This window comes from Bradyrhizobium sp. 197 (genome assembly GCF_023073375.1).
In the GTDB taxonomy this organism is placed as follows: Bacteria; Pseudomonadota; Alphaproteobacteria; order Rhizobiales; family Xanthobacteraceae; genus Bradyrhizobium.
The window spans coordinates 116192-133359 of the sequence record NZ_JADPJJ010000074.1 but is presented as its reverse complement, the minus strand read 5'-3'; the positions used below and the strand labels follow the sequence as shown (position 1 = coordinate 133359).

Genomic DNA, 17168 nt, shown 5'->3' with positions numbered 1-17168 from the left:
CTCTAATTGGAAACAATCAAAATCAATCCCGGGAGGACTTCAACCGTGTCTACAGTCAAACTGACGGTGAACGGCAAGGCCGTTGCTGTCGACGTCGAGGACCGCACGCTGCTGGTCCAGCTGCTGCGCGAACACCTCAACCTCACCGGAACCCATGTCGGCTGCGACACCAGCCAGTGCGGCGCCTGCGTCGTCCACGTGGACGGCAAGGCGGTGAAATCCTGCACCATGCTGGCGGGCCAAGCCGACGGCGCCAGCGTCACCACCATCGAAGGCATCGCCAAAGGCGACGAACTGCACCCGATGCAGGCCGCGTTCCGCGACAATCACGGCCTGCAATGCGGCTATTGCACGCCGGGCATGATCATGTCGGCGATCGACATCGTGCATCGTCATGGTGGCGAGCTCGACGAGACCACCGTCCGTCACGAGCTCGAAGGCAATATCTGCCGCTGCACCGGCTATCACAACATCGTCAAAGCCGTGCTGGATGCGGCCGGGCGCATGAAGGTCTCGCAGGCGGCCGAGTAAGCGGCGCGCCTCGAAATAAGAACCACCGCTGCCGCTTTCGAGGGAAAGCGCGGTGAAAACAAATTCCGGTCGGGAGGACCAAACATGGGTGTTGAAGGCATTGGCGCGCGCGTCGTGCGCAAGGAAGACAAGCGTTTCATTACCGGCAAGGGCCGCTACGTCGACGACATCAAATTGCAGGGCATGACCCACGCCCATTTCATCCGCAGCCCGCACGCGCATGCCAAGGTGAAGGGGATCGATTCCTCCGCCGCCCTGAAGATGCCGGGCGTGGTCGCGGTGCTCACGGGACAAGAGATCGTCGACGACAAGGTCGGCAACCTGATCTGCGGCTGGGCCATCACCTCCAAGGACGGCAGCCCGATGAAGATGGGCGCATGGCCCGCGATGGCGCCGGAGACGGTGCGTTTCGTCGGCCAGGCCGTCGCAGTCGTGATCGCCGAGAGCAAGAACCTCGCGCGCGACGCGGCCGAAGCCGTGGTCGTGAACTACGAAGAACTGCCCGCGGTCGCCGACGTCCACGCCGCGATCAAGTCCGGCGCGCCGCAGCTGCATCCCGAAGCCCCCGGCAACCAAGTCTATGACTGGGTGATCGGCGACGAGGGCGCCGCGGACGCCGCCATCGCCAAGGCCGCCAACGTGGTGAAGCTCGACGTCACCAACAACCGCCTTGCGCCGAACGCGATGGAGCCGCGCGCGGCCATTGCCGATTACGATTCGGCGGAGGAGCATTTCACGCTCTACACGACGTCGCAGAACCCGCACGTGGCCCGCCTCGTGCTGTCGGCGTTCTACAACATCGCCCCTGAGCACAAGCTGCGCGTGATCGCGCCCGACGTCGGCGGCGGCTTCGGCTCCAAGATCTTCATCTATCCCGAAGAGATGGTGGCGCTGTGGGCCTCGAAGAAGGTCGGCCGTCCCGTGAAATGGACCGGCGACCGCACCGAGGCCTTCCTCACCGATGCGCATGGCCGCGACCACGTCACCCATGCCGAGATGGCGTTCGACGCCAACAACAAGATCACCGGCCTCAAGGTGAAGACCTACGCCAATTTCGGCGCCTATATGTCTCTGTTCTCGTCGTCGGTGCCGACCTATCTCTACGCGACGCTGCTGTCGGGTCAGTACAACATCCCGGCGATCCATGCCGAGGTGGTCGGGGTTTACACCAACACCACGCCGGTCGACGCCTATCGCGGCGCAGGCCGCCCCGAGGCGAGCTATCTGATCGAACGTCTGATGGAGACGGCGGCGCGGCAATTGAAGGTCGATCCGGCCGCGCTGCGCAGGTCGAACTTCATCACCCAGTTCCCGCACCAGACGCCGGTGATCATGGCCTATGACACCGGCGACTTTAACGCCTCGCTCGATGCCGCGATGAAGGCGATCGATTATGCCGGCTTCGCCGGGCGCAAGGCCAAGGCGAAAGCCGACGGCAAGCTGCGCGGCATCGGCGTGTCCTGCTACATCGAGGCTTGCGGCATCGCGCCGTCCAAGGCGGTCGGCAGTCTCGGTGCCGGCGTCGGTTTGTGGGAATCGGCAGAGGTGCGCGTCAACCCGGTCGGCACCATCGAGGTCCTGACGGGATCGCACAGCCACGGCCAGGGTCACGAGACGACGTTCTGCCAGCTCGTCGCGGAGCGCCTCGGCGTTCCGATCAGCCAGGTCTCGATCGTCCATGGCGACACCGACAAGGTGCAGTTCGGCATGGGCACCTACGGCTCGCGTTCGGCAGCCGTCGGTCTCACCGCGATCCTGAAGGCCATGGAGAAGATGGAGTCCAAGGCCAAGAAGATCGCCGCGCATGCGCTGGAAGCCTCGGAGGGCGACATCGTCATCGAGAACGGCGAGTTCAAGGTGGCCGGTACCGACAAGGCGATCGCCTTCCCGATGGTCGCGCTCGCGGCCTACACCGCGCACAACCTGCCTGACGGAATGGAGCCGGGCTTGAAGGAAAGCGCCTTCTACGACCCGACCAACTTCACCTTCCCCGCCGGGGCGTACATCTGCGAGCTCGAAGTCGATCCCGGCACGGGCAAGACCACCTTCGTCAACTTCGTCGCGGCCGACGATTTCGGCCGGCTGATCAATCCGATGATCGTCGAGGGACAGGTCCATGGCGGCCTGGCCCAGGGCATTGGGCAGGCACTGCTCGAGCACGCGATCTACGATGCCAACGGCCAGCCGGTCACGGCCTCGTTCATGGATTACTCCATGCCGCGTGCCGACGATTTGCCCTCGTTCAACCTCTCCCACACCACGACGCTGTGCCCGGGCAATCCCTTGGGCATCAAGGGTTGCGGTGAGGCGGGCGCGATCGGCGCCTCCGCGGCCGTGATCAATGCGATCACGGATGCGATCGGCAAGAACAATCTGGAAATGCCCGCAACCCCTGACCGGGTGTGGCGCACGATCCACGCGGCTTAAGGGAGAGGAACGAAGATGTACCAGACCATTTATCATCGCGCGTCCTCGGTTGACGAAGCCGTCAGCCTGTTCGCCAAGGGCACCGAGGCGAAATTCCTCGCCGGCGGCCAGACGCTGCTGCCGGTCATGAAGCAGCGCCTCGCCAGCCCGTCCGATGTGATCGATCTCGGCAAGATCAAGGAGCTGCAAGGCGTCGAGCTCTCAGGCGACGTGCTGACCATCAAGGCCGGCACGACCTATTTCGACATCATGCAGAATGCCGATGTGAAGAAGGCGATCCCTGCGATTGCCTATCTCACGTCGATGCTCGGTGATCCCGCCGTGCGCTATCGCGGCACGATCGGCGGCTCGATCGCCAACAACGATCCCGCCGCGGATTATCCGGCCGCGCTGCTCGCGCTCGGCGCCACCGTGAAAACCAACAAGCGGTCGATTGCGGCGGAGGATTTCTTCCAGGGTCTGTTCACCACGGCGCTGGAAGACGGCGAGATCATCACCGCCGTGTCGTTCCCGGTTCCGGCGAAGGCAGGCTACGAAAAGATGCGGCACCCGGCCTCCCGCTTCGCACTGACCGCCGTGTTCGTGGCACAGACGAAGTCGGGCGAGATTCGGGTGGCCGCCACAGGCGCTTCGGAGAGCGGCGTGATGCGGGTCCCCGCGATCGAAGCAGCGCTGAAGGCGAACTGGTCACCTTCGGCGATCGACAACGTCAGCATTTCGGCGAGCAATTTGCTGGCCGACATCCACGGCACCGCCGAGTACCGCGCCAACTTGATCAAGGTGATGGCGCAACGCGCGGTGGCTGCGGCCGGCTGATAGCGCCTCGACGCAAATTTTCCGCGGCGCGCACTTCGGTGCGCGCCGTTTTTATTTTGGCCATGCGGCATGAAAACCGCTTGCCTCACCGGCGTGAAGGCGAGAAAAGTTAATCAGCCAATTAACTCGCCCCACAGAGGAACGCCTCGGCGCTTGCCGACCATCGGCAATACGCGCCTTGGATCCGAGGAAACAAAAACGTGCTCGATCAACCAGCCCCCGCCTCCTCCGTCCGTACCTCCGGCCCGCTGTCGGGCTTCCGCATCGTCGAATTCGCGGGCATCGGCCCCGGACCGTTCGCCTGCATGATGCTGGCCGACATGGGCGCCGACGTCGTCACCCTCGACCGCGTCGGCGCGAAGAAGAGCATGAAGTCGGTGGCGGGGCGTGGCCGCAAGGTGATCGAGCTCGATCTCAAGGACAAGGCGGCCATCGCGGAAGTGCTCGACCTGCTTGCAAACGCCGACGCGCTGGTCGAGGGCTTTCGCCCCGGCGTGATGGAGCGGCTCGGGCTCGGCCCTGACGTAGTGCTCGCGCGCAATCCAAAACTGGTCTACGGCCGCATGACCGGCTGGGGCCAGCAAGGCCCGCTCGCCAATGCCGCAGGCCACGACATCAACTACATCTCCATCACCGGCGCGCTCGCCGCGATCGGCACCAAGGAAGCGCCGGTGCCGCCGCTCAATTTGGTCGGCGATTTCGGGGGCGGCGCACTCTATCTCGTTGTCGGCGTGCTTGCGGCGCTGCTGGAAGCCTCGAGGTCCGGCAAGGGCCAGGTCGTCGATGCCGCGATGTGCGACGGCGCGGCATCGCTGATGTCGTTCTTCTTCGACATGACCACGCTCGGCCGCTGGACCGAAGGCCGCAACCAGAATTTTCTCGATGGCGGCGCGCATTTCTACGGCGTCTACGAATGCGCTTGCGGCCATTTCGTCTCGATCGGCTCGATCGAACCGCAATTCTACGCGCTGCTGCGCGAGCATGCGGGCCTGACAGACGCCGATTTCGATGCGCAGATGGACCGCAAGGCCTGGCCCGCGCTGAAGCAGAAGTTGCAGGCGGTGTTCAAGAGCAAGACGCGTGAGGACTGGTGCAAGATCATGGAAGGCAGCGACATCTGTTTCGCGCCGGTGCTGACCATGTCGGAAGCGACCGAGCATCCGCACATGGTCGCCCGACAGGTCTTTGTCGAGCGCCACGGCGTGAAGCAGCCGGCGCCGGCGCCGCGGTTCTCGCGGACGCCGTCGGCGGTGCGCGAGCCGGAAGGGGCGGAGATCGGCGCGGTGACGAAGGCGTGGAAGGCTGAGAAATAAGGGCCGCGGTTGCGTCAAATTCCGATGTCGTCCCGGCCTTCGCCGAACGACATCTGTTGGGATGCGACAGCCTACGCCGCGTCCACCTTCAACACCCCACGCCGGATCTGGTCTTCCTCGATCGATTCGAACAGGGCCTTGAAATTGCCCTCGCCAAAACCGTCGTCGCCCTTGCGCTGGATGAACTCGAAGAAGATCGGGCCGATCGCGTTGGCCGAGAAGATCTGCAGCAGCACCTTGGTCTGGCCTCCTTCGACGACACCCTCGCCGTCGATCAGGATGCCATTGGTCTGAAGCCGCGCAATGTCCTCGCCGTGCTTCGGCAGGCGCGCGTCGATCCGCTCGAAATAGGTCTCGGGCGGCGCCGGCATGAAGGGCAGGCCGGCTTCGCGCAGGTCTTCGATAGTGCGGTAGATGTCGCGGCAGCCGCAGGCGATGTGCTGGATGCCCTCGCCGCGATAGATATTCAGATATTCCTCGATCTGGCCGGCATCGCCGGCGTCCTCGTTGATCGGAATCCGGATCTTGCCGTCCGGGCTGGTCAGCGCGCGCGAGAACAGGCCTGACGCACGGCCCTCGATGTCGAAGAAGCGGATCTGGCGGAAGTTGAAGAGCTTCTCGTAAAAGCCGGTCCAGACGTCCATGCGGCCGCGATGGACGTTGTGGGTGAGGTGATCGAGGTAGAACAGGCCGGCGCCGGCGGGCTGCGGATCGCGCGCACCCAGCCATTCGAACTCGCCATCATAGGCCGAGCCCGTGGCGCCGTAGCGATCGACGAAGTAGAGCAGGCTGCCGCCGATGCCCTTGATCGCGGGGACGTCGAGCGTCTTCTGCGCGGATGACGCGTCGGCAGGTTCGGCCCCGAGCGAAATCGCGCGGTCATAGGCCTTCTTCGCATCGACCACGCGGAACGCCATCGACGGGGCACAGGGGCCGTGTGCGGCGACAAAGTCGTAACCGTGGCTGCCGGGCTCCTCGTTGACAAGATAATTGATGTCCCCCTGGCGATAGACCGTTATCTTTTTGCTCTTGTGGCGCGCGACGGGCGCATAGCCCATCAGCTTGAACAGGGCGTGCAGCTCTTCGGGATTGGGGTGCGCATATTCGACGAACTCGAACCCGTCGGTGCCCATCGGATTGTCGGCGGTAACAGTGGCCGGCGGTGCATCGTGCGGAAACGGTCCCATGGCGCTCTCCCAAATTTGCTGCTGCCATGAACTATCCTTCACGGGGCGTGCAATGAGCGTGCAAACGGGACGCGTTTTGACTATCATATGCACGATCTGTGCATGAAATAGAAAAATTACGCATGATTTCGGTAGACGCCTTCGACCTCAGGATCCTGGGCGCGCTCCAGGACGACGGCCGCCTCACCAACCAGGAACTGGCGGACCTCGCAGGGCTCTCGGCCTCGCAATGCTCGCGCCGGCGGATGCGGCTGGAGGAGGAGAAGGTGATATCAGGCTATCACGCCGATCTCTCCAGCGAGGCGCTCGGCTTCGGCGTGATCGCCTTCATCCAGGTGACGCTGGCGACCCACTCGCCGGATAACTCGAAACGCTTCCGTACGCTGGTCAATCGAATCGACGAGATCCAGGAGGCCTATTCGCTCACCGGCGACGCCGACTATGTGCTGAAAGCCGTGCTGCGCGATCTGAAGGGTCTCTCCAATCTCGTCAACGACGTGCTGATGCCGCACCAGAGTGTGGCGCATGTGCGCTCTTCGATCGTGCTGGACAGGTTGAAGGAAAGCACGCGGCTGCCGCTGAAGGAAATCAAACCCGGCTGAAATCGAGGGAAATCCGGCATTCGCGCTGCGCGCGCGATCTGCGATGATCCCGGCCGACCTGCGGAGACTCAGCCATGGCCCTCCAGCTTCGACCGAACTGCGAATATTGCGACCGCGACCTGCCGCCGAACGCGACCGATGCGCGGATCTGCTCCTATGAGTGCACGTTCTGTGCGGACTGCGTGGAGACGAAACTCTCCAACGTCTGCCCGAACTGCGGTGGCGGTTTTGCGCCGCGCCCGATAAGGCCAACGCAGGAATGGCGACCGGGCGTGTGCACGACGAAGCAGGCTCCGTCGGACAAGCGGGTGCATTTGAAGTACAGTCAGGAGGATGTCGCCGCGCATTGCGCGAGAGTCAAAGACGTACCGGCTGAAAGGCGATAGGCTCTCTTCACGCCGTCATTGCGAGGAGCCCTTGCGACGAAGCAATCCAGAATTCTCTCCGCGGAAAGATTCTGGATTGCTTCGCTACGCTCGCAATGACGGGTTTATGGGATGGCGCAACTTATTCCGCCACCAAAACTGTCCCCTCGACCTCGCCAAAACCGACGCGATAGCCCTCGCCCTGACACCAGCCGCGCATGACGAGGCTGTCGCCGTCTTCCAGGAATGACCGCTTGATGCCACCCGGCAATTCGACCGGCTCGGTGCCGTTCCAGCTGATCTCCAGCAGGCTGCCGCGCTGGCTTTTCTCCGGGCCGGAGATCGTGCCGCTCCCCAGGAGATCTCCGACATTCATGGCGCAGCCGGAGGACGCGTGGTGCATCAGTTGCTGCACCGAGGACCAGTACATGTACTTGAAGTTGGTGCGACTGATGCCGGCAGGCGCGTTGGCGCCGGCGGCGCGCAAGGAGACGTCGAGCTCGAGATCGTAGTTCTGCGGCTTCGTCTGCTTCAGATAATCCAGCGGCGCCGGCTCCTGCTCCGGCCCCTTCAGGCGGAACGGCTCCAGCGCCTCGCGCGTCACCACCCACGGGCTGATCGAGGTCGCGAACGCCTTGGCGAGGAACGGGCCAAGCGGCACATATTCCCACTGCTGGATATCTCGCGCGCTCCAATCGTTGAGCAGCACGAAGCCGAAGATCATCTCTTCGGCCTGTTGCTCCGTGAGCATGCCGCCCATGGCTGAGGGCTGGCCGACCACGACACCCATCTCCAGCTCAAAATCGAGCCGCTTGCACGGGGCGAAGCTCGGCACCTCGACGTTCGGCGGCTTCAGCTGCCCGCGCGGGCGCTTCACCTTGGTGCCGGAGACCACGACGGTGGAAGCACGTCCGTTATAGCCGATCGGCATATGGAGCCAGTTCGGCTGCAGCGCATTGTCCTTGCCGCGGAACATGACGCCGACATTGGTGGCGTGCTCTTTCGAGGAATAGAAGTCGGTGTAGCCCGAGACCGCGAACGGCAGATACAGTTTTGCATCACGCATCGGCACCAAGGCCTGCTTGCGCAGCTCCTCATTGTCGCGCAGCTCCGGATGATCGTGACGCAAAAGCTCGCTGACCCGCGCGCGCGTCTTCGTCCAGACCTTCGGTCCCAGCGCCATGAAGGGATTGAGCGACGACGTCGAGAACACGCCAAGCGGCCCGACATCGAGGCGCGAATCCTGCTCGAGCTCCCAGAGATCAAGCACGCAATTGCCGATCGCCACGCCGACGCGCGGCGTCGGATTGGCCGCGGTCGAGAACACCCCGTAAGGCAGATTCTGGATCGAAAAATCGGAGGTGGGATCAACGTCGATGAAAGAGCGGAGGCTGGAATCGTTGGGATGGGACACGGGATTCTCCGAGCTCGAGACCGTCATGGCCGGGCTTGTCCCGGCTATCCACGATCTTTCTTCTGCGTTTCAACACGTGGATGCCCGGGACATCTAGCGCGAGGACGGGCTTCGCGCTTCTGCCCGGGCATGACGACGGAGTGGGTGGCGCGGCGCTACGGCCTGCTCGGATCGAACCGCTTCGCGAGCCCCTTCCAGCAATCCGCGTAGTCGTCCTGCAACGTCGCGGCATTCGCCGCATGCGCGGTGACGCGTTGCGGGTAGCGGGTCTCGAACATGAAGGCCATGGTGCCCGTGAGCTTCACCGGCTTCAATTCGCCGTTGCTGGCGTGCTCGAAGGCGTCGCGGTCGGGACCGTGCGGCAGCATGCAATTGTGCAGCGAGATGCCACCCGGAACGAAACCCTGCGGCTTGGCGTCGTAGACCCCGTAGATCAAGCCCATGAACTCGCTCATGATGTTCATGTGATACCAGGGCGGGCGGAAGGTGTTGTCGGCGACCAGCCAGCGCTCGGGGAAGATCACGAAATCGATATTCGCCGTGCCCGCCGTCTCCGACGGCGAGGTCAGCACGGTGAAGATCGAGGGATCGGGATGATCGAAGCCGATCGCGCCTACGGGAGAGAAGGTGCGCAGATCGTATTTGTAGGGCGCGTAATTGCCGTGCCAGGCGACCACGTCGATCGGCGAATGGGCGAGCTGGGTCTTGAACAACGAGCCGCCCCATTTCACAAAAAGCTCGGTCGGTATGTCCTTGTCCTCGTAGTGCGCGACCGGCGTCAGGAAGTCGCGGGCATTGGCGAGGCAATTGGCGCCGATCGGCCCGCGCTCCGGCAGCGTGAAGGCGCCGCCATAGTTTTCGCAGAGATAGCCGCGCGCCGGCCCGTTCGGAATCTCGACGCGGAATTTGACTCCGCGCGGAATCACGACGATCTCGCCGGGCTCGGCGTCGATGCGACCGAACTCGGTGACGATGCGCAGATTGCCCTGCTGCAGCACGAACATCAGCTCGCCGTCCGCATTGTAGAAGTGCTGGTCCACCATCGACTTGGTGATGAGATAGACATGGGCGGCCATGCCCGCCTGGGTGTTGACGTCTCCGGCCGTGGTCATGGTCTGCACGCCCTGAAGGAAAGTCATGTCCTCCTTCGGGATCGGCGCCGGGTCCCAGCGCAACTGCGCGATCGGCAGATCGTGTTCATGGCACGGCGCCGAACGCCACAGGCCCTCGTCGGCCCTCTCGAAACGGCCCGAATGTTTCACCGACGGGCGAATGCGATAGAGCCATGAGCGCTCATTGGTGCCGCGCGGCGCCGTGAAGGGGGAGCCGGACAACTGCTCGGCATAGAGGCCATAGGCGCAGCGCTGCGGCGAGTTGCGCCCGATCGGAAGGGCGCCCGGCAGCGCCTCGGTCTCAAAGCTGTTGCCGAAGCCGGACATGTAGCCCGGCGTGACCTGGGCCGAGCTGCGAATGACCTGATCGGGCGAGGTGTTGATGTTCATGACTATCCTCCTTGCAGGGCGGCCCACATCTCCTGGTCGCGCTTGTCGGTCCAGATCACGGGATCGTCGATCCCCGAGGCCTCGTCGAAGGCGCGCGATACATTGAACGGCAGGCAGTGCTCGTAGATGGCGAAGCCCTTGAATTTCGGATCCATCACCTCGCGCGTCGCGGCCATCGATTCCTTCAGCGTGCGGCCCTTGGCCACCGAGATTTCAGCGGCGCCATAGAGCGATGTGACAAAGTCGCGCGTCATCGCGATGGCTTCGCGCACCGTGGCGACCCCGTTGAGCGCATCGCCGCGGCCCGGCGCGATCGCCTTGGGATTGAAGTTGCGGATCTCGTTCAGCGTCAGCGGCCATTCGCGCAAATGCGCGTCGCCGCAATAGCAGGCCGAGTGATATTCGATGAGATCGCCGGAGAACATCACCTCGGCATCGGGCACCCAGGCGACGATGTCGCCCGAGGTGTGGCCGGCGCCAAGCTGCATCAGTCGCACCTCGCGCTTGCCGAGATAGATCGACATCTCGCCTTCGAAGGTCAGCGTCGGCCAGGTCAGGCCGGGAATGCTCGATGCGTCCTGGAACAGGCGCGGGAAGCGGCCATATTCGGAATCCCAATCCTGCTGGCCGCGCTCCTCGATCAGCCGATGGGTCTCCTGCGAAGCGACGATGCCCTGCGCCTTGTAGGCGGAGGCGCCGAGTACGCGCACGGCGTGATAATGCGACAGCACGACATATTTGATCGGCTTGTCGGTGACGGTGCGGACGCGCTCGATCACCTTGTTGGCCATCGCCGGCGTCGATTGCGCGTCGAACACCAGGCAGCCGTCGTCACCGACGATGATTGCCGTATTCGGGTCGCCCTCCGCCGTAAAGGCGTAGAGATCAGTGCCGATCTCGGAAAAGGTGATCTTCTTCTCGGAGAGATCGCCGGTGGACGCGAAGTTCTTCGCCATCAGTTCGTTCCTTTGGACATTCGTTATTGCTGTTGTTGCTGTTGCTGCTGGCCGTCGATCATGCGTCGCTTGGCGAGCAAAATCGCTTCCCGCAGCACCTCGATATCGCCGATATGGTTGGCGAGGATCAGCACCAGCGCCGCGTCGAAATCGGCGCTTTGCTCGTCGGTGAAGCCACGATGCGCCTCGACGATGGCGCGAAAGGCGTCGTCGGGCCGCGCAAAGTTGGAGCTGGTGGAAAGCGGCATGCGAATCCTCAATTCAAGCCTTGCTCATTGAAGCCTTGGGCCCGCGACAGCGCTGCCGCGACGCCAGCGCGCGTCGGGTGGCGAAAGCGCGCCGCGACATAACCGTCCGGCCTTAGGAGGTAGGCTGAGCCTGGTTCCGCATCATAGCGCTTTGCGGTGAGCCCCGCCGGATCCGCGAGCCCGTCCTCACCGCCGATGCAGATGTCCTTCACACCAACAGGCGCCTCAATCGCCGCGCCATTGCTGAACGACAGCAACGTGAAATCCGTTCCGCCCTGACGGAATGCATCCGTCAAATAGGCTTGCTCGCCAGCGCGCGTCGCAACGGGGGCATCGAGCATCGAACAGCCGGGGAGCGGCCCACCACGCCACGCATCCGCATCGGGCGACAACAGCGGCGAGTCATAGCTGCACGGCACCGAGAGCCTGCCGCCATTGACCATGCGCTTGCCGAACTCGGTCTCTTTCGCCAGCGACAGCACCGCCTTGCGCAGCCGCCCCTCCTGGCGCGTGTTCGGCGCCATGAAATCGGTCGAGCGGGTGGATTCGCGGATGTTCTCGTCGGCGGCGAGACTGCGCTCGACATGATAGCTCTCAAGCAGGCTCGCGGGCGAGGTCCCGCGCAGCACGCGGTCGAGCTTCCAGGCGAGGTTTTCGGCGTCCTCGAGTCCGGAATTGGCGCCGCGCGCGCCGAACGGCGAGACCTGGTGCGCGGAGTCTCCCGCGAAAATCACACGGCCATGGAGGAAGCGGTCCATCCGCCGGCACTGGAACTTGTAGAGCGAGATCCACTCGAACTCGAACTTGTCGTGGCCGAGCATGCGCGCGATCCGCGGCCGCACGTTCTCGGGCTTCTTCTCGGTGAGAGAATCGGCGTCGCGGCTGAGCTGGAGGTCGATGCGCCAGACATCGTCGGGCTGTCGGTGCAACAGCGCCGAACGCCCCGCATGAAACGGCGGATCGAACCAGAACCAGCGCTCGGTCGGAAATTCCGCGGTCATCTTGACGTCGGCGATCAGGAACTGATCCTCGAACACCTGGCCGGCGAAGTCGGCGCCGACCATCTGCCGCAGCAAGGAGCGCGCGCCGTCGCAGGCGATGACATATTGTGCGTGCAGGTAATAGTTGCCTTCCGGCGTCTCGATGGTCAGCGCAACGGAATCGTTGCGTTGCTCCAGCGCCGTCACCTTGTTGCGCCAGCGCAGGTCGATGCCCGGGAGGTCCTGCACGCGATCGGCCAGGTAGGCCTCCGCGTAATATTGCTGGAGGTTGATGAAGGCAGGCCGCTTGTGACCGTCTTCCGGCAGCAGGTTGAACTGGTAGAGCTGGGACTCGCCGTGGAAGATGCGGCCGACGCTCCAGACCACGCCCTTCTCGACCATGCGGTCGCCGACGCCGAGCCGGTCCCAATATTCCAGCGAACGTTTCGAGAAGCAGATCGCGCGCGAGCCTTCGCCGATACGATCGGCGTCATCCAGGAGGACGACGCGCTGGCCGCGCTGGGCGAGGTCGATCGCCAGCGACAGCCCGACCGGGCCAGCACCAACGATCACGACCGGATGCTCGGCCGGGCCTTGGCCGGGACGATCCTGATCAAGGTGGCGGCGATAGCCGAACTGGGTTTTGGCCTGCTGGGTCTTGGCTTGCGCCATGCGCTAACCTCGGCTCTGGTCAGGAGAGGACCGATCTGCTAGATAGTCTCACGTGCAACCATTTTGGACCGGTGCCGGCCGGCCGTCAACTGGAATTCGGAGCGCTCTCCTTGGCGAGGACATCCAGCGACATCGCGCTGAAGACACGGGTGGTGGACGAGGCTTTGCCCATTCCACAAACACGGCTCGATCTGTTCAAGTTCGCGCCGTTCCGGTTGAACCGGCTCGCGGCGGAGGTCAGTGCCGCGCTTTCGGTCGAATATCGGGAACGTCACGGCCTCGATATCCCGGCCTGGCGCGTGATCGCGACGCTCGGCTTCCGCAACGATGCCTGCAGCGCGCAATACGTCGCGCAATGCACCCGCACGCATAAATCCACCATCAGCCGCGCGGTGACCATGCTGCTGCACCAGGGGTTGATCGAGCGCGTCGAGAACGAAGCCGACCGCCGCGAATTCCGCCTGCAGCTGACAAAGAAGGGGCGCACGCTCTACGAGGAGCTGTTTCCGCAATTGCTGCGGCGGGAAGACGAGATCCTCGCCTGCCTCACCGCGCAGGAGCGCAAGCAATTCTCAGCGCTGCTCGGCAAGATCGAACAGAGCCTCGACCTGATCCAGACTAGCGAAGAGGCCGACGCCAAGCAGGCGTATTGATCACTTCGCAAACGACCGCGACGGCGGCAAATGCAGCGCCCAGGCATCGACCTTGTCGCTGGCGCGCGGATAGATCTCGGTCACGATCGGATCGTGGCCGGGAATGAACCGGTCGGGATGGCCGGCGAGCCGCTCGATCATCTCCCAGCCCTGCGCCATGTCGCCGATGTTGTAGACGATCGGAAAAGGGCTCCGGCGCTGGAGGTTGGCGTAATAATGCGCGGCATCGGACGCCAGCACCACCGGCCCGCGCGCGGTCTCGACCCTCACCACCTGCAAGCCGTCCGAATGGCCGCCGACGCGGTGCACAGTGACGCCGAGCGCGACCTCGCCGTCGCCGGAATAGAAATTGACGCGCTCGCCATAGACATGGCGGACCATCTGCGTGACGTGCTCGACCGAGAACGGATGTCGCAGCAGTCCGTTGCACATGCAGCGGCCCGTCGCGTAAGCCATCTCGCGCTCCTGGAGATGGAAGCGCGCGTTCGGGAAGCGGTCGAGATTGCCGGCGTGGTCGTAATGCAGATGTGTCACGATGATGTCGCGAATGCTCGATGCCGCGACACCAAAGCGCTCCAGCGCATCGACCGGATTGAGCGTCAGCTTGCGCGCCCGCGCGGTCGCTTCCTCGGCATTGAAACCGGTATCGACCAGGATATCGCGGCCGTTACCGCGGATCAGCCAGACGAAATAGTCGAGATCCTGCGCCGCGCTGTCATGCGGATCGGGCGCAAGGAAGTTCATATTGGGGGTGCGCGGCGACATCGTCGCATAGCGCAGTGCGTAGATTCCGTAGGCGTTTCCCATGCTCTTGATCTTGCTCTTTTTCTGGATGGACCTTCAGGGGCGATCGATGGCACCAAGCCATTGTCCGCCGCAAAGGTCAAACATCGGAAGTTGCGATGGACGCCGGTCGGCAATGTGAGACCAATCACATTGTTGTCGCCATGACTGCCCTAACATGCAGCCGTAATGGCAACCAGAATGCATCGAGTGGAATCGTGACTGCCCGTTTATTCCCCCGCAACGTGCCCATGCGTCGCGGTCAATTGTCGCGATACCGCCGAATTTGCAAGCAGTTGACGCCTCCCTTCCCCGGTTTGATAATGCACATTGCGTAAGTTAAGGTCGCCGCGGCGCAAGCTGGTAACGGCGCCTTTTTGGCTGGACCGCGCTGATTATGAAAATTCGCTTCCTTTTACTTCTGCCCTTGCTCGTGTCGCTCATCCCGACCGCTCCGTCGCTTGCGGCCGGCGATCGCTTTGCGCTGGTCATAGGCAATGCCAAATATCCGGACGCCGACGCCCCGCTGAAGGAACCGCTGAACGACGCGCGCGACGTCGCCGACGAGCTCAAGCGCGATGGCTTTTCCGTCGAGATCAATGAGAACCTGACCGGCGACGGCATGCGCCGCGCCTTCGACAAGCTGTACGGCAAGATCAAGCCGGGGGCGGTGGCACTGGTGTTCTTCAGCGGATTCGGCATCCAGTCGGCGCGGCAGAGCTATTTGCTGCCGATCGATGCGCAGATCTGGACCGAATCCGACGTGCGCCGCGACGGCATCAGCCTCGAAACCGTGCTTGGCGAGCTCAACACCCGCGGCGCCGGCGTCAAGATCGCGCTCATCGATGCTTCCAGGCGCAACCCGTTCGAGCGCCGGTTCCGCAGCTTCTCGGCCGGCCTCACCCCTGTTATCGCGCCGAACGGAACGCTGGTGATGTATTCGGCGGCACTGGCCTCGGTGGTGTCGGATGCCGGCGGCGAGCACAGCCTGTTCGTCCAGGAACTCCTCAAGGAAATCCGCGTCCCCGACCTGATGGCTGAGGAGACGCTGAACCGCACCAAGATGGGCGTCACCCGCGCCTCGCGCGGCGAGCAGGTGCCGTGGATATCTTCTTCACTGGCCGAAGATTTCTCGTTCATTCCGGGGGCCGGCGGATCGCGTCCGACAACGACGACGCCGCCCGCGGCTCCCGCTCCGCCGCCGGTCGTCGCCAACAACCCGCCGCCGGCTCCGCCTGCGCCACCGCCACCTGTGCTGCCGAAACCGGCCGACACGACGGCTGCTCCGTCACCGAAGCCGCAGGTCGACGCCGCCTTGCCGCCTCCCCCACCGCCGGTGAAACCGGCCGATCCCGTCACCGCTCCGAGCATGGATAGCGGGCCGAGTGCGGCCGTGCTGGCGGAGGACCCCACTATCAAGGGCCTGACGGCCAAGATCGCGGCCAATCCGGACGACGTGAACGCGCTTTACCGGCGCGGCCAGGTCTATGCCAGCAAGGGCGCCTATAACCTCGCCATCAAGGATTTTGACGAGTCGCTCCGGATCAACCCGAAGGACGTCGAGGCTCTGAACAACCGCTGCTGGACCCGCACCGTGGTCGGCGACCTCCAGGGCGGGCTGAAGGATTGCAACGAGGCCCTGCGGCTGCGACCGAACTTCGTCGACGCGCTGGACAGCCGGGGGCTCGTCAATTTGAAATCGGGAGCGGCCAAGAACGCCATCGCCGATTTTGACGCGGCCCTGAGGATCAATCCGCGCCTGACTTCCTCGCTGTTCGGACGCGGGATCGCCAAGCAGCGCAACGGCTCGGCCCAGGAAGGTGCGCTGGACATCGCCAATGCCAAGGCGATGGACCCGAACATTGTTCAGGAATTCGCAAGTTACGGAGTGCGTTGATATTTTTTAAATCGAGGCCGATGTGCCTCGAACCCTCGGTGGCCCGGCGAAGACTAATCGGACGGATGCCGCAGGCCCCCTTCGGGGGGCTTATTGCAGGGATTTTGGAACCGCGCGAGCTGGCTGCTCAGGAGGGACTTGCTATGAGATTGGCTGCAAAGGGACTTACCGCAATCCTGTCCATCATCACCGTTGGCGCCGCGCTGTCGCTGACGATCCCGCTGGCATTCGCGGGCGACGACGGCAACAGCAAGAACGTCACCGATGACGAGATCGTCCGCGCGCTGGCGCCGCCGCCGAAAAAGCCGCTGACCCGCGGCCTTACGATCGCTCCGCAGACCGATCCCGCACCGAGTGCGGCGGAGACCAAGCTGATCCAGTCCGTACGCGGCCGCTCGACACGTTCGCTGTCGTCGACCGAGCGTGAAGAAATCGCGTCGGTGGCCAAGGACAAGCCGAACATCGATCTGGAAATCACGTTCGACTACAACTCAGCCAATATCAGCGCCAAATCGGTTGCCTCGGTACAGGCGCTCGGCCGCGCGCTGACCAGCCCCGACCTGAAAGGCTCGACCTTCGTGGTCGCCGGCCACACCGACGCCGCCGGCGGTGAGACCTATAATCAGGAACTGTCGGAGCGCCGCGCGGATTCGATCAAGCGCTACCTGGTCGACAAGTACAGCATCTCCGCAACCGACCTCGTCACCGTCGGCTACGGCAAGAGCAAGCTGAAGGACCCGGCCCAGCCGATGGCGGAGGTCAATCGTCGCGTGCAGGTCGTCAACATGGAAAACAAGACCACCGCATCGAAGTGACCACGAC

The 17168-nt window shown here is 63.6% G+C and carries 16 protein-coding genes; 9 read left to right on the top strand and 7 right to left on the bottom strand.

Annotated features, from left to right (window positions below):
• The first annotated feature begins 45 nt into the window (after window positions 1–45).
• The 4 genes from IVB27_RS17405 to IVB27_RS17390 all read left to right on the top strand — a co-directional run bounded on the left by IVB27_RS17405 (window position 46) and on the right by IVB27_RS17390 (window position 5087).
• The gene (locus tag IVB27_RS17405; protein ID WP_247345050.1) at window positions 46–531 is read left to right on the top strand and encodes a (2Fe-2S)-binding protein; all 486 of its coding nucleotides are present in this window, start codon (window positions 46–48) and stop codon (window positions 529–531) included.
• A gap of 84 nt (window positions 532–615) precedes the next feature.
• The gene (locus IVB27_RS17400; RefSeq protein ID WP_247444611.1) at window positions 616–2958 is read left to right on the top strand and encodes a xanthine dehydrogenase family protein molybdopterin-binding subunit; all 2343 of its coding nucleotides are present in this window, start codon (window positions 616–618) and stop codon (window positions 2956–2958) included.
• A gap of 15 nt (window positions 2959–2973) precedes the next feature.
• Window positions 2974–3774, top strand: coding sequence for an FAD binding domain-containing protein (locus tag IVB27_RS17395; RefSeq protein ID WP_247444610.1), 801 nt, complete (start codon window positions 2974–2976; stop codon window positions 3772–3774).
• A 200-nt stretch (window positions 3775–3974) separates the two neighbouring features.
• Entirely contained in the window at window positions 3975–5087 is a 1113-nt protein-coding gene (locus IVB27_RS17390; protein ID WP_247444609.1) for a CaiB/BaiF CoA transferase family protein, read from the top strand.
• Between the two features lie 71 nt (window positions 5088–5158).
• Here the strand turns inward: IVB27_RS17390 and hppD are convergent, their stop codons facing one another.
• Complete coding sequence (gene hppD / locus IVB27_RS17385) at window positions 5159–6274, bottom strand: 4-hydroxyphenylpyruvate dioxygenase (RefSeq protein ID WP_247444608.1); 1116 nt, start codon at window positions 6272–6274, stop codon at window positions 5159–5161.
• Window positions 6275–6396: 122 nt separating this feature from the next.
• On the opposite strand from hppD, the gene IVB27_RS17380 reads away from it, so the two are divergent.
• Both IVB27_RS17380 and IVB27_RS17375 read left to right on the top strand, forming a co-directional pair.
• On the top strand, window positions 6397–6876 hold the full coding sequence (locus tag IVB27_RS17380) for an Lrp/AsnC family transcriptional regulator (protein WP_247345064.1): 480 nt from the start codon (window positions 6397–6399) through the stop codon (window positions 6874–6876).
• A gap of 74 nt (window positions 6877–6950) precedes the next feature.
• A complete protein-coding gene (locus IVB27_RS17375; protein WP_247345067.1) occupies window positions 6951–7262 on the top strand; it encodes a DUF1272 domain-containing protein in 312 nt (103 codons plus the stop codon).
• Between the two features lie 121 nt (window positions 7263–7383).
• Here IVB27_RS17375 and fahA read toward each other — a convergent pair whose 3' ends face one another.
• From fahA to IVB27_RS17350, 5 genes are all read right to left on the bottom strand, one after another.
• Window positions 7384–8655 carry a fumarylacetoacetase gene (gene fahA, locus IVB27_RS17370; protein ID WP_247444607.1) on the bottom strand — a complete coding sequence of 424 codons (1272 nt, stop codon included), beginning with the start codon at window positions 8653–8655 and terminating at the stop codon, window positions 7384–7386.
• A 155-nt stretch (window positions 8656–8810) separates the two neighbouring features.
• A complete protein-coding gene (gene hmgA, locus IVB27_RS17365; protein WP_247444606.1) occupies window positions 8811–10157 on the bottom strand; it encodes a homogentisate 1,2-dioxygenase in 1347 nt (448 codons plus the stop codon).
• 2 nt (window positions 10158–10159) lie between these two features.
• Complete coding sequence (locus IVB27_RS17360; protein ID WP_247345077.1) at window positions 10160–11113, bottom strand: MBL fold metallo-hydrolase; 954 nt, start codon at window positions 11111–11113, stop codon at window positions 10160–10162.
• Window positions 11114–11136: 23 nt separating this feature from the next.
• Complete coding sequence (locus tag IVB27_RS17355) at window positions 11137–11361, bottom strand: DUF2783 domain-containing protein (protein ID WP_247444605.1); 225 nt, start codon at window positions 11359–11361, stop codon at window positions 11137–11139.
• Window positions 11362–11369: 8 nt separating this feature from the next.
• The gene (locus IVB27_RS17350; RefSeq protein WP_247444604.1) at window positions 11370–13013 is read right to left on the bottom strand and encodes an FAD-dependent oxidoreductase; all 1644 of its coding nucleotides are present in this window, start codon (window positions 13011–13013) and stop codon (window positions 11370–11372) included.
• 110 nt (window positions 13014–13123) lie between these two features.
• Between IVB27_RS17350 and IVB27_RS17345 the strand changes: the two genes are divergently transcribed.
• Window positions 13124–13666, top strand: a complete 543-nt coding sequence (locus IVB27_RS17345; RefSeq protein WP_247444603.1) for a MarR family winged helix-turn-helix transcriptional regulator — start codon at window positions 13124–13126, stop codon at window positions 13664–13666.
• On the opposite strand, the gene IVB27_RS17340 is transcribed toward IVB27_RS17345, so the two are convergent.
• Window positions 13667–14473, bottom strand: a complete 807-nt coding sequence (locus IVB27_RS17340) for an N-acyl homoserine lactonase family protein (RefSeq protein WP_247444602.1) — start codon at window positions 14471–14473, stop codon at window positions 13667–13669.
• A 373-nt stretch (window positions 14474–14846) separates the two neighbouring features.
• Here IVB27_RS17340 and IVB27_RS17335 point away from each other — a divergent pair, with 373 nt between their 5' ends.
• Together IVB27_RS17335 and IVB27_RS17330 are read left to right on the top strand one after the other, a co-directional pair.
• Window positions 14847–16346: a caspase family protein gene (locus IVB27_RS17335; RefSeq protein ID WP_247444601.1), complete on the top strand. Its 1500-nt coding sequence runs from the start codon at window positions 14847–14849 to the stop codon at window positions 16344–16346.
• A 143-nt stretch (window positions 16347–16489) separates the two neighbouring features.
• Complete coding sequence (locus IVB27_RS17330; RefSeq protein ID WP_247444600.1) at window positions 16490–17161, top strand: OmpA family protein; 672 nt, start codon at window positions 16490–16492, stop codon at window positions 17159–17161.
• The last annotated feature ends 7 nt before the right edge of the window (window positions 17162–17168 follow it).

What these genes read in the sequence shown, in the direction of transcription:
- IVB27_RS17400 (WP_247444611.1), top strand. Translation starts at nt 616, where the DNA reads ATGGGTGTTGAAGGCATTGGCGCGCGCGTCGTGCGCAAGGAAGACAAG.
- IVB27_RS17395 (WP_247444610.1), top strand. Translation starts at nt 2,974, where the DNA reads ATGTACCAGACCATTTATCATCGCGCGTCCTCGGTTGACGAAGCCGTC.
- hppD (WP_247444608.1), bottom strand. Translation starts at nt 6,274, where the DNA reads ATGGGACCGTTTCCGCACGATGCACCGCCGGCCACTGTTACCGCCGAC.
- IVB27_RS17380 (WP_247345064.1), top strand. Translation starts at nt 6,397, where the DNA reads ATGATTTCGGTAGACGCCTTCGACCTCAGGATCCTGGGCGCGCTCCAG.
- IVB27_RS17375 (WP_247345067.1), top strand. Translation starts at nt 6,951, where the DNA reads ATGGCCCTCCAGCTTCGACCGAACTGCGAATATTGCGACCGCGACCTG.
- hmgA (WP_247444606.1), bottom strand. Translation starts at nt 10,157, where the DNA reads ATGAACATCAACACCTCGCCCGATCAGGTCATTCGCAGCTCGGCCCAG.
- IVB27_RS17360 (WP_247345077.1), bottom strand. Translation starts at nt 11,113, where the DNA reads ATGGCGAAGAACTTCGCGTCCACCGGCGATCTCTCCGAGAAGAAGATC.
- IVB27_RS17355 (WP_247444605.1), bottom strand. Translation starts at nt 11,361, where the DNA reads ATGCCGCTTTCCACCAGCTCCAACTTTGCGCGGCCCGACGACGCCTTT.
- IVB27_RS17350 (WP_247444604.1), bottom strand. Translation starts at nt 13,013, where the DNA reads ATGGCGCAAGCCAAGACCCAGCAGGCCAAAACCCAGTTCGGCTATCGC.
- IVB27_RS17340 (WP_247444602.1), bottom strand. Translation starts at nt 14,473, where the DNA reads ATGGGAAACGCCTACGGAATCTACGCACTGCGCTATGCGACGATGTCG.
- IVB27_RS17335 (WP_247444601.1), top strand. Translation starts at nt 14,847, where the DNA reads ATGAAAATTCGCTTCCTTTTACTTCTGCCCTTGCTCGTGTCGCTCATC.
- IVB27_RS17330 (WP_247444600.1), top strand. Translation starts at nt 16,490, where the DNA reads ATGAGATTGGCTGCAAAGGGACTTACCGCAATCCTGTCCATCATCACC.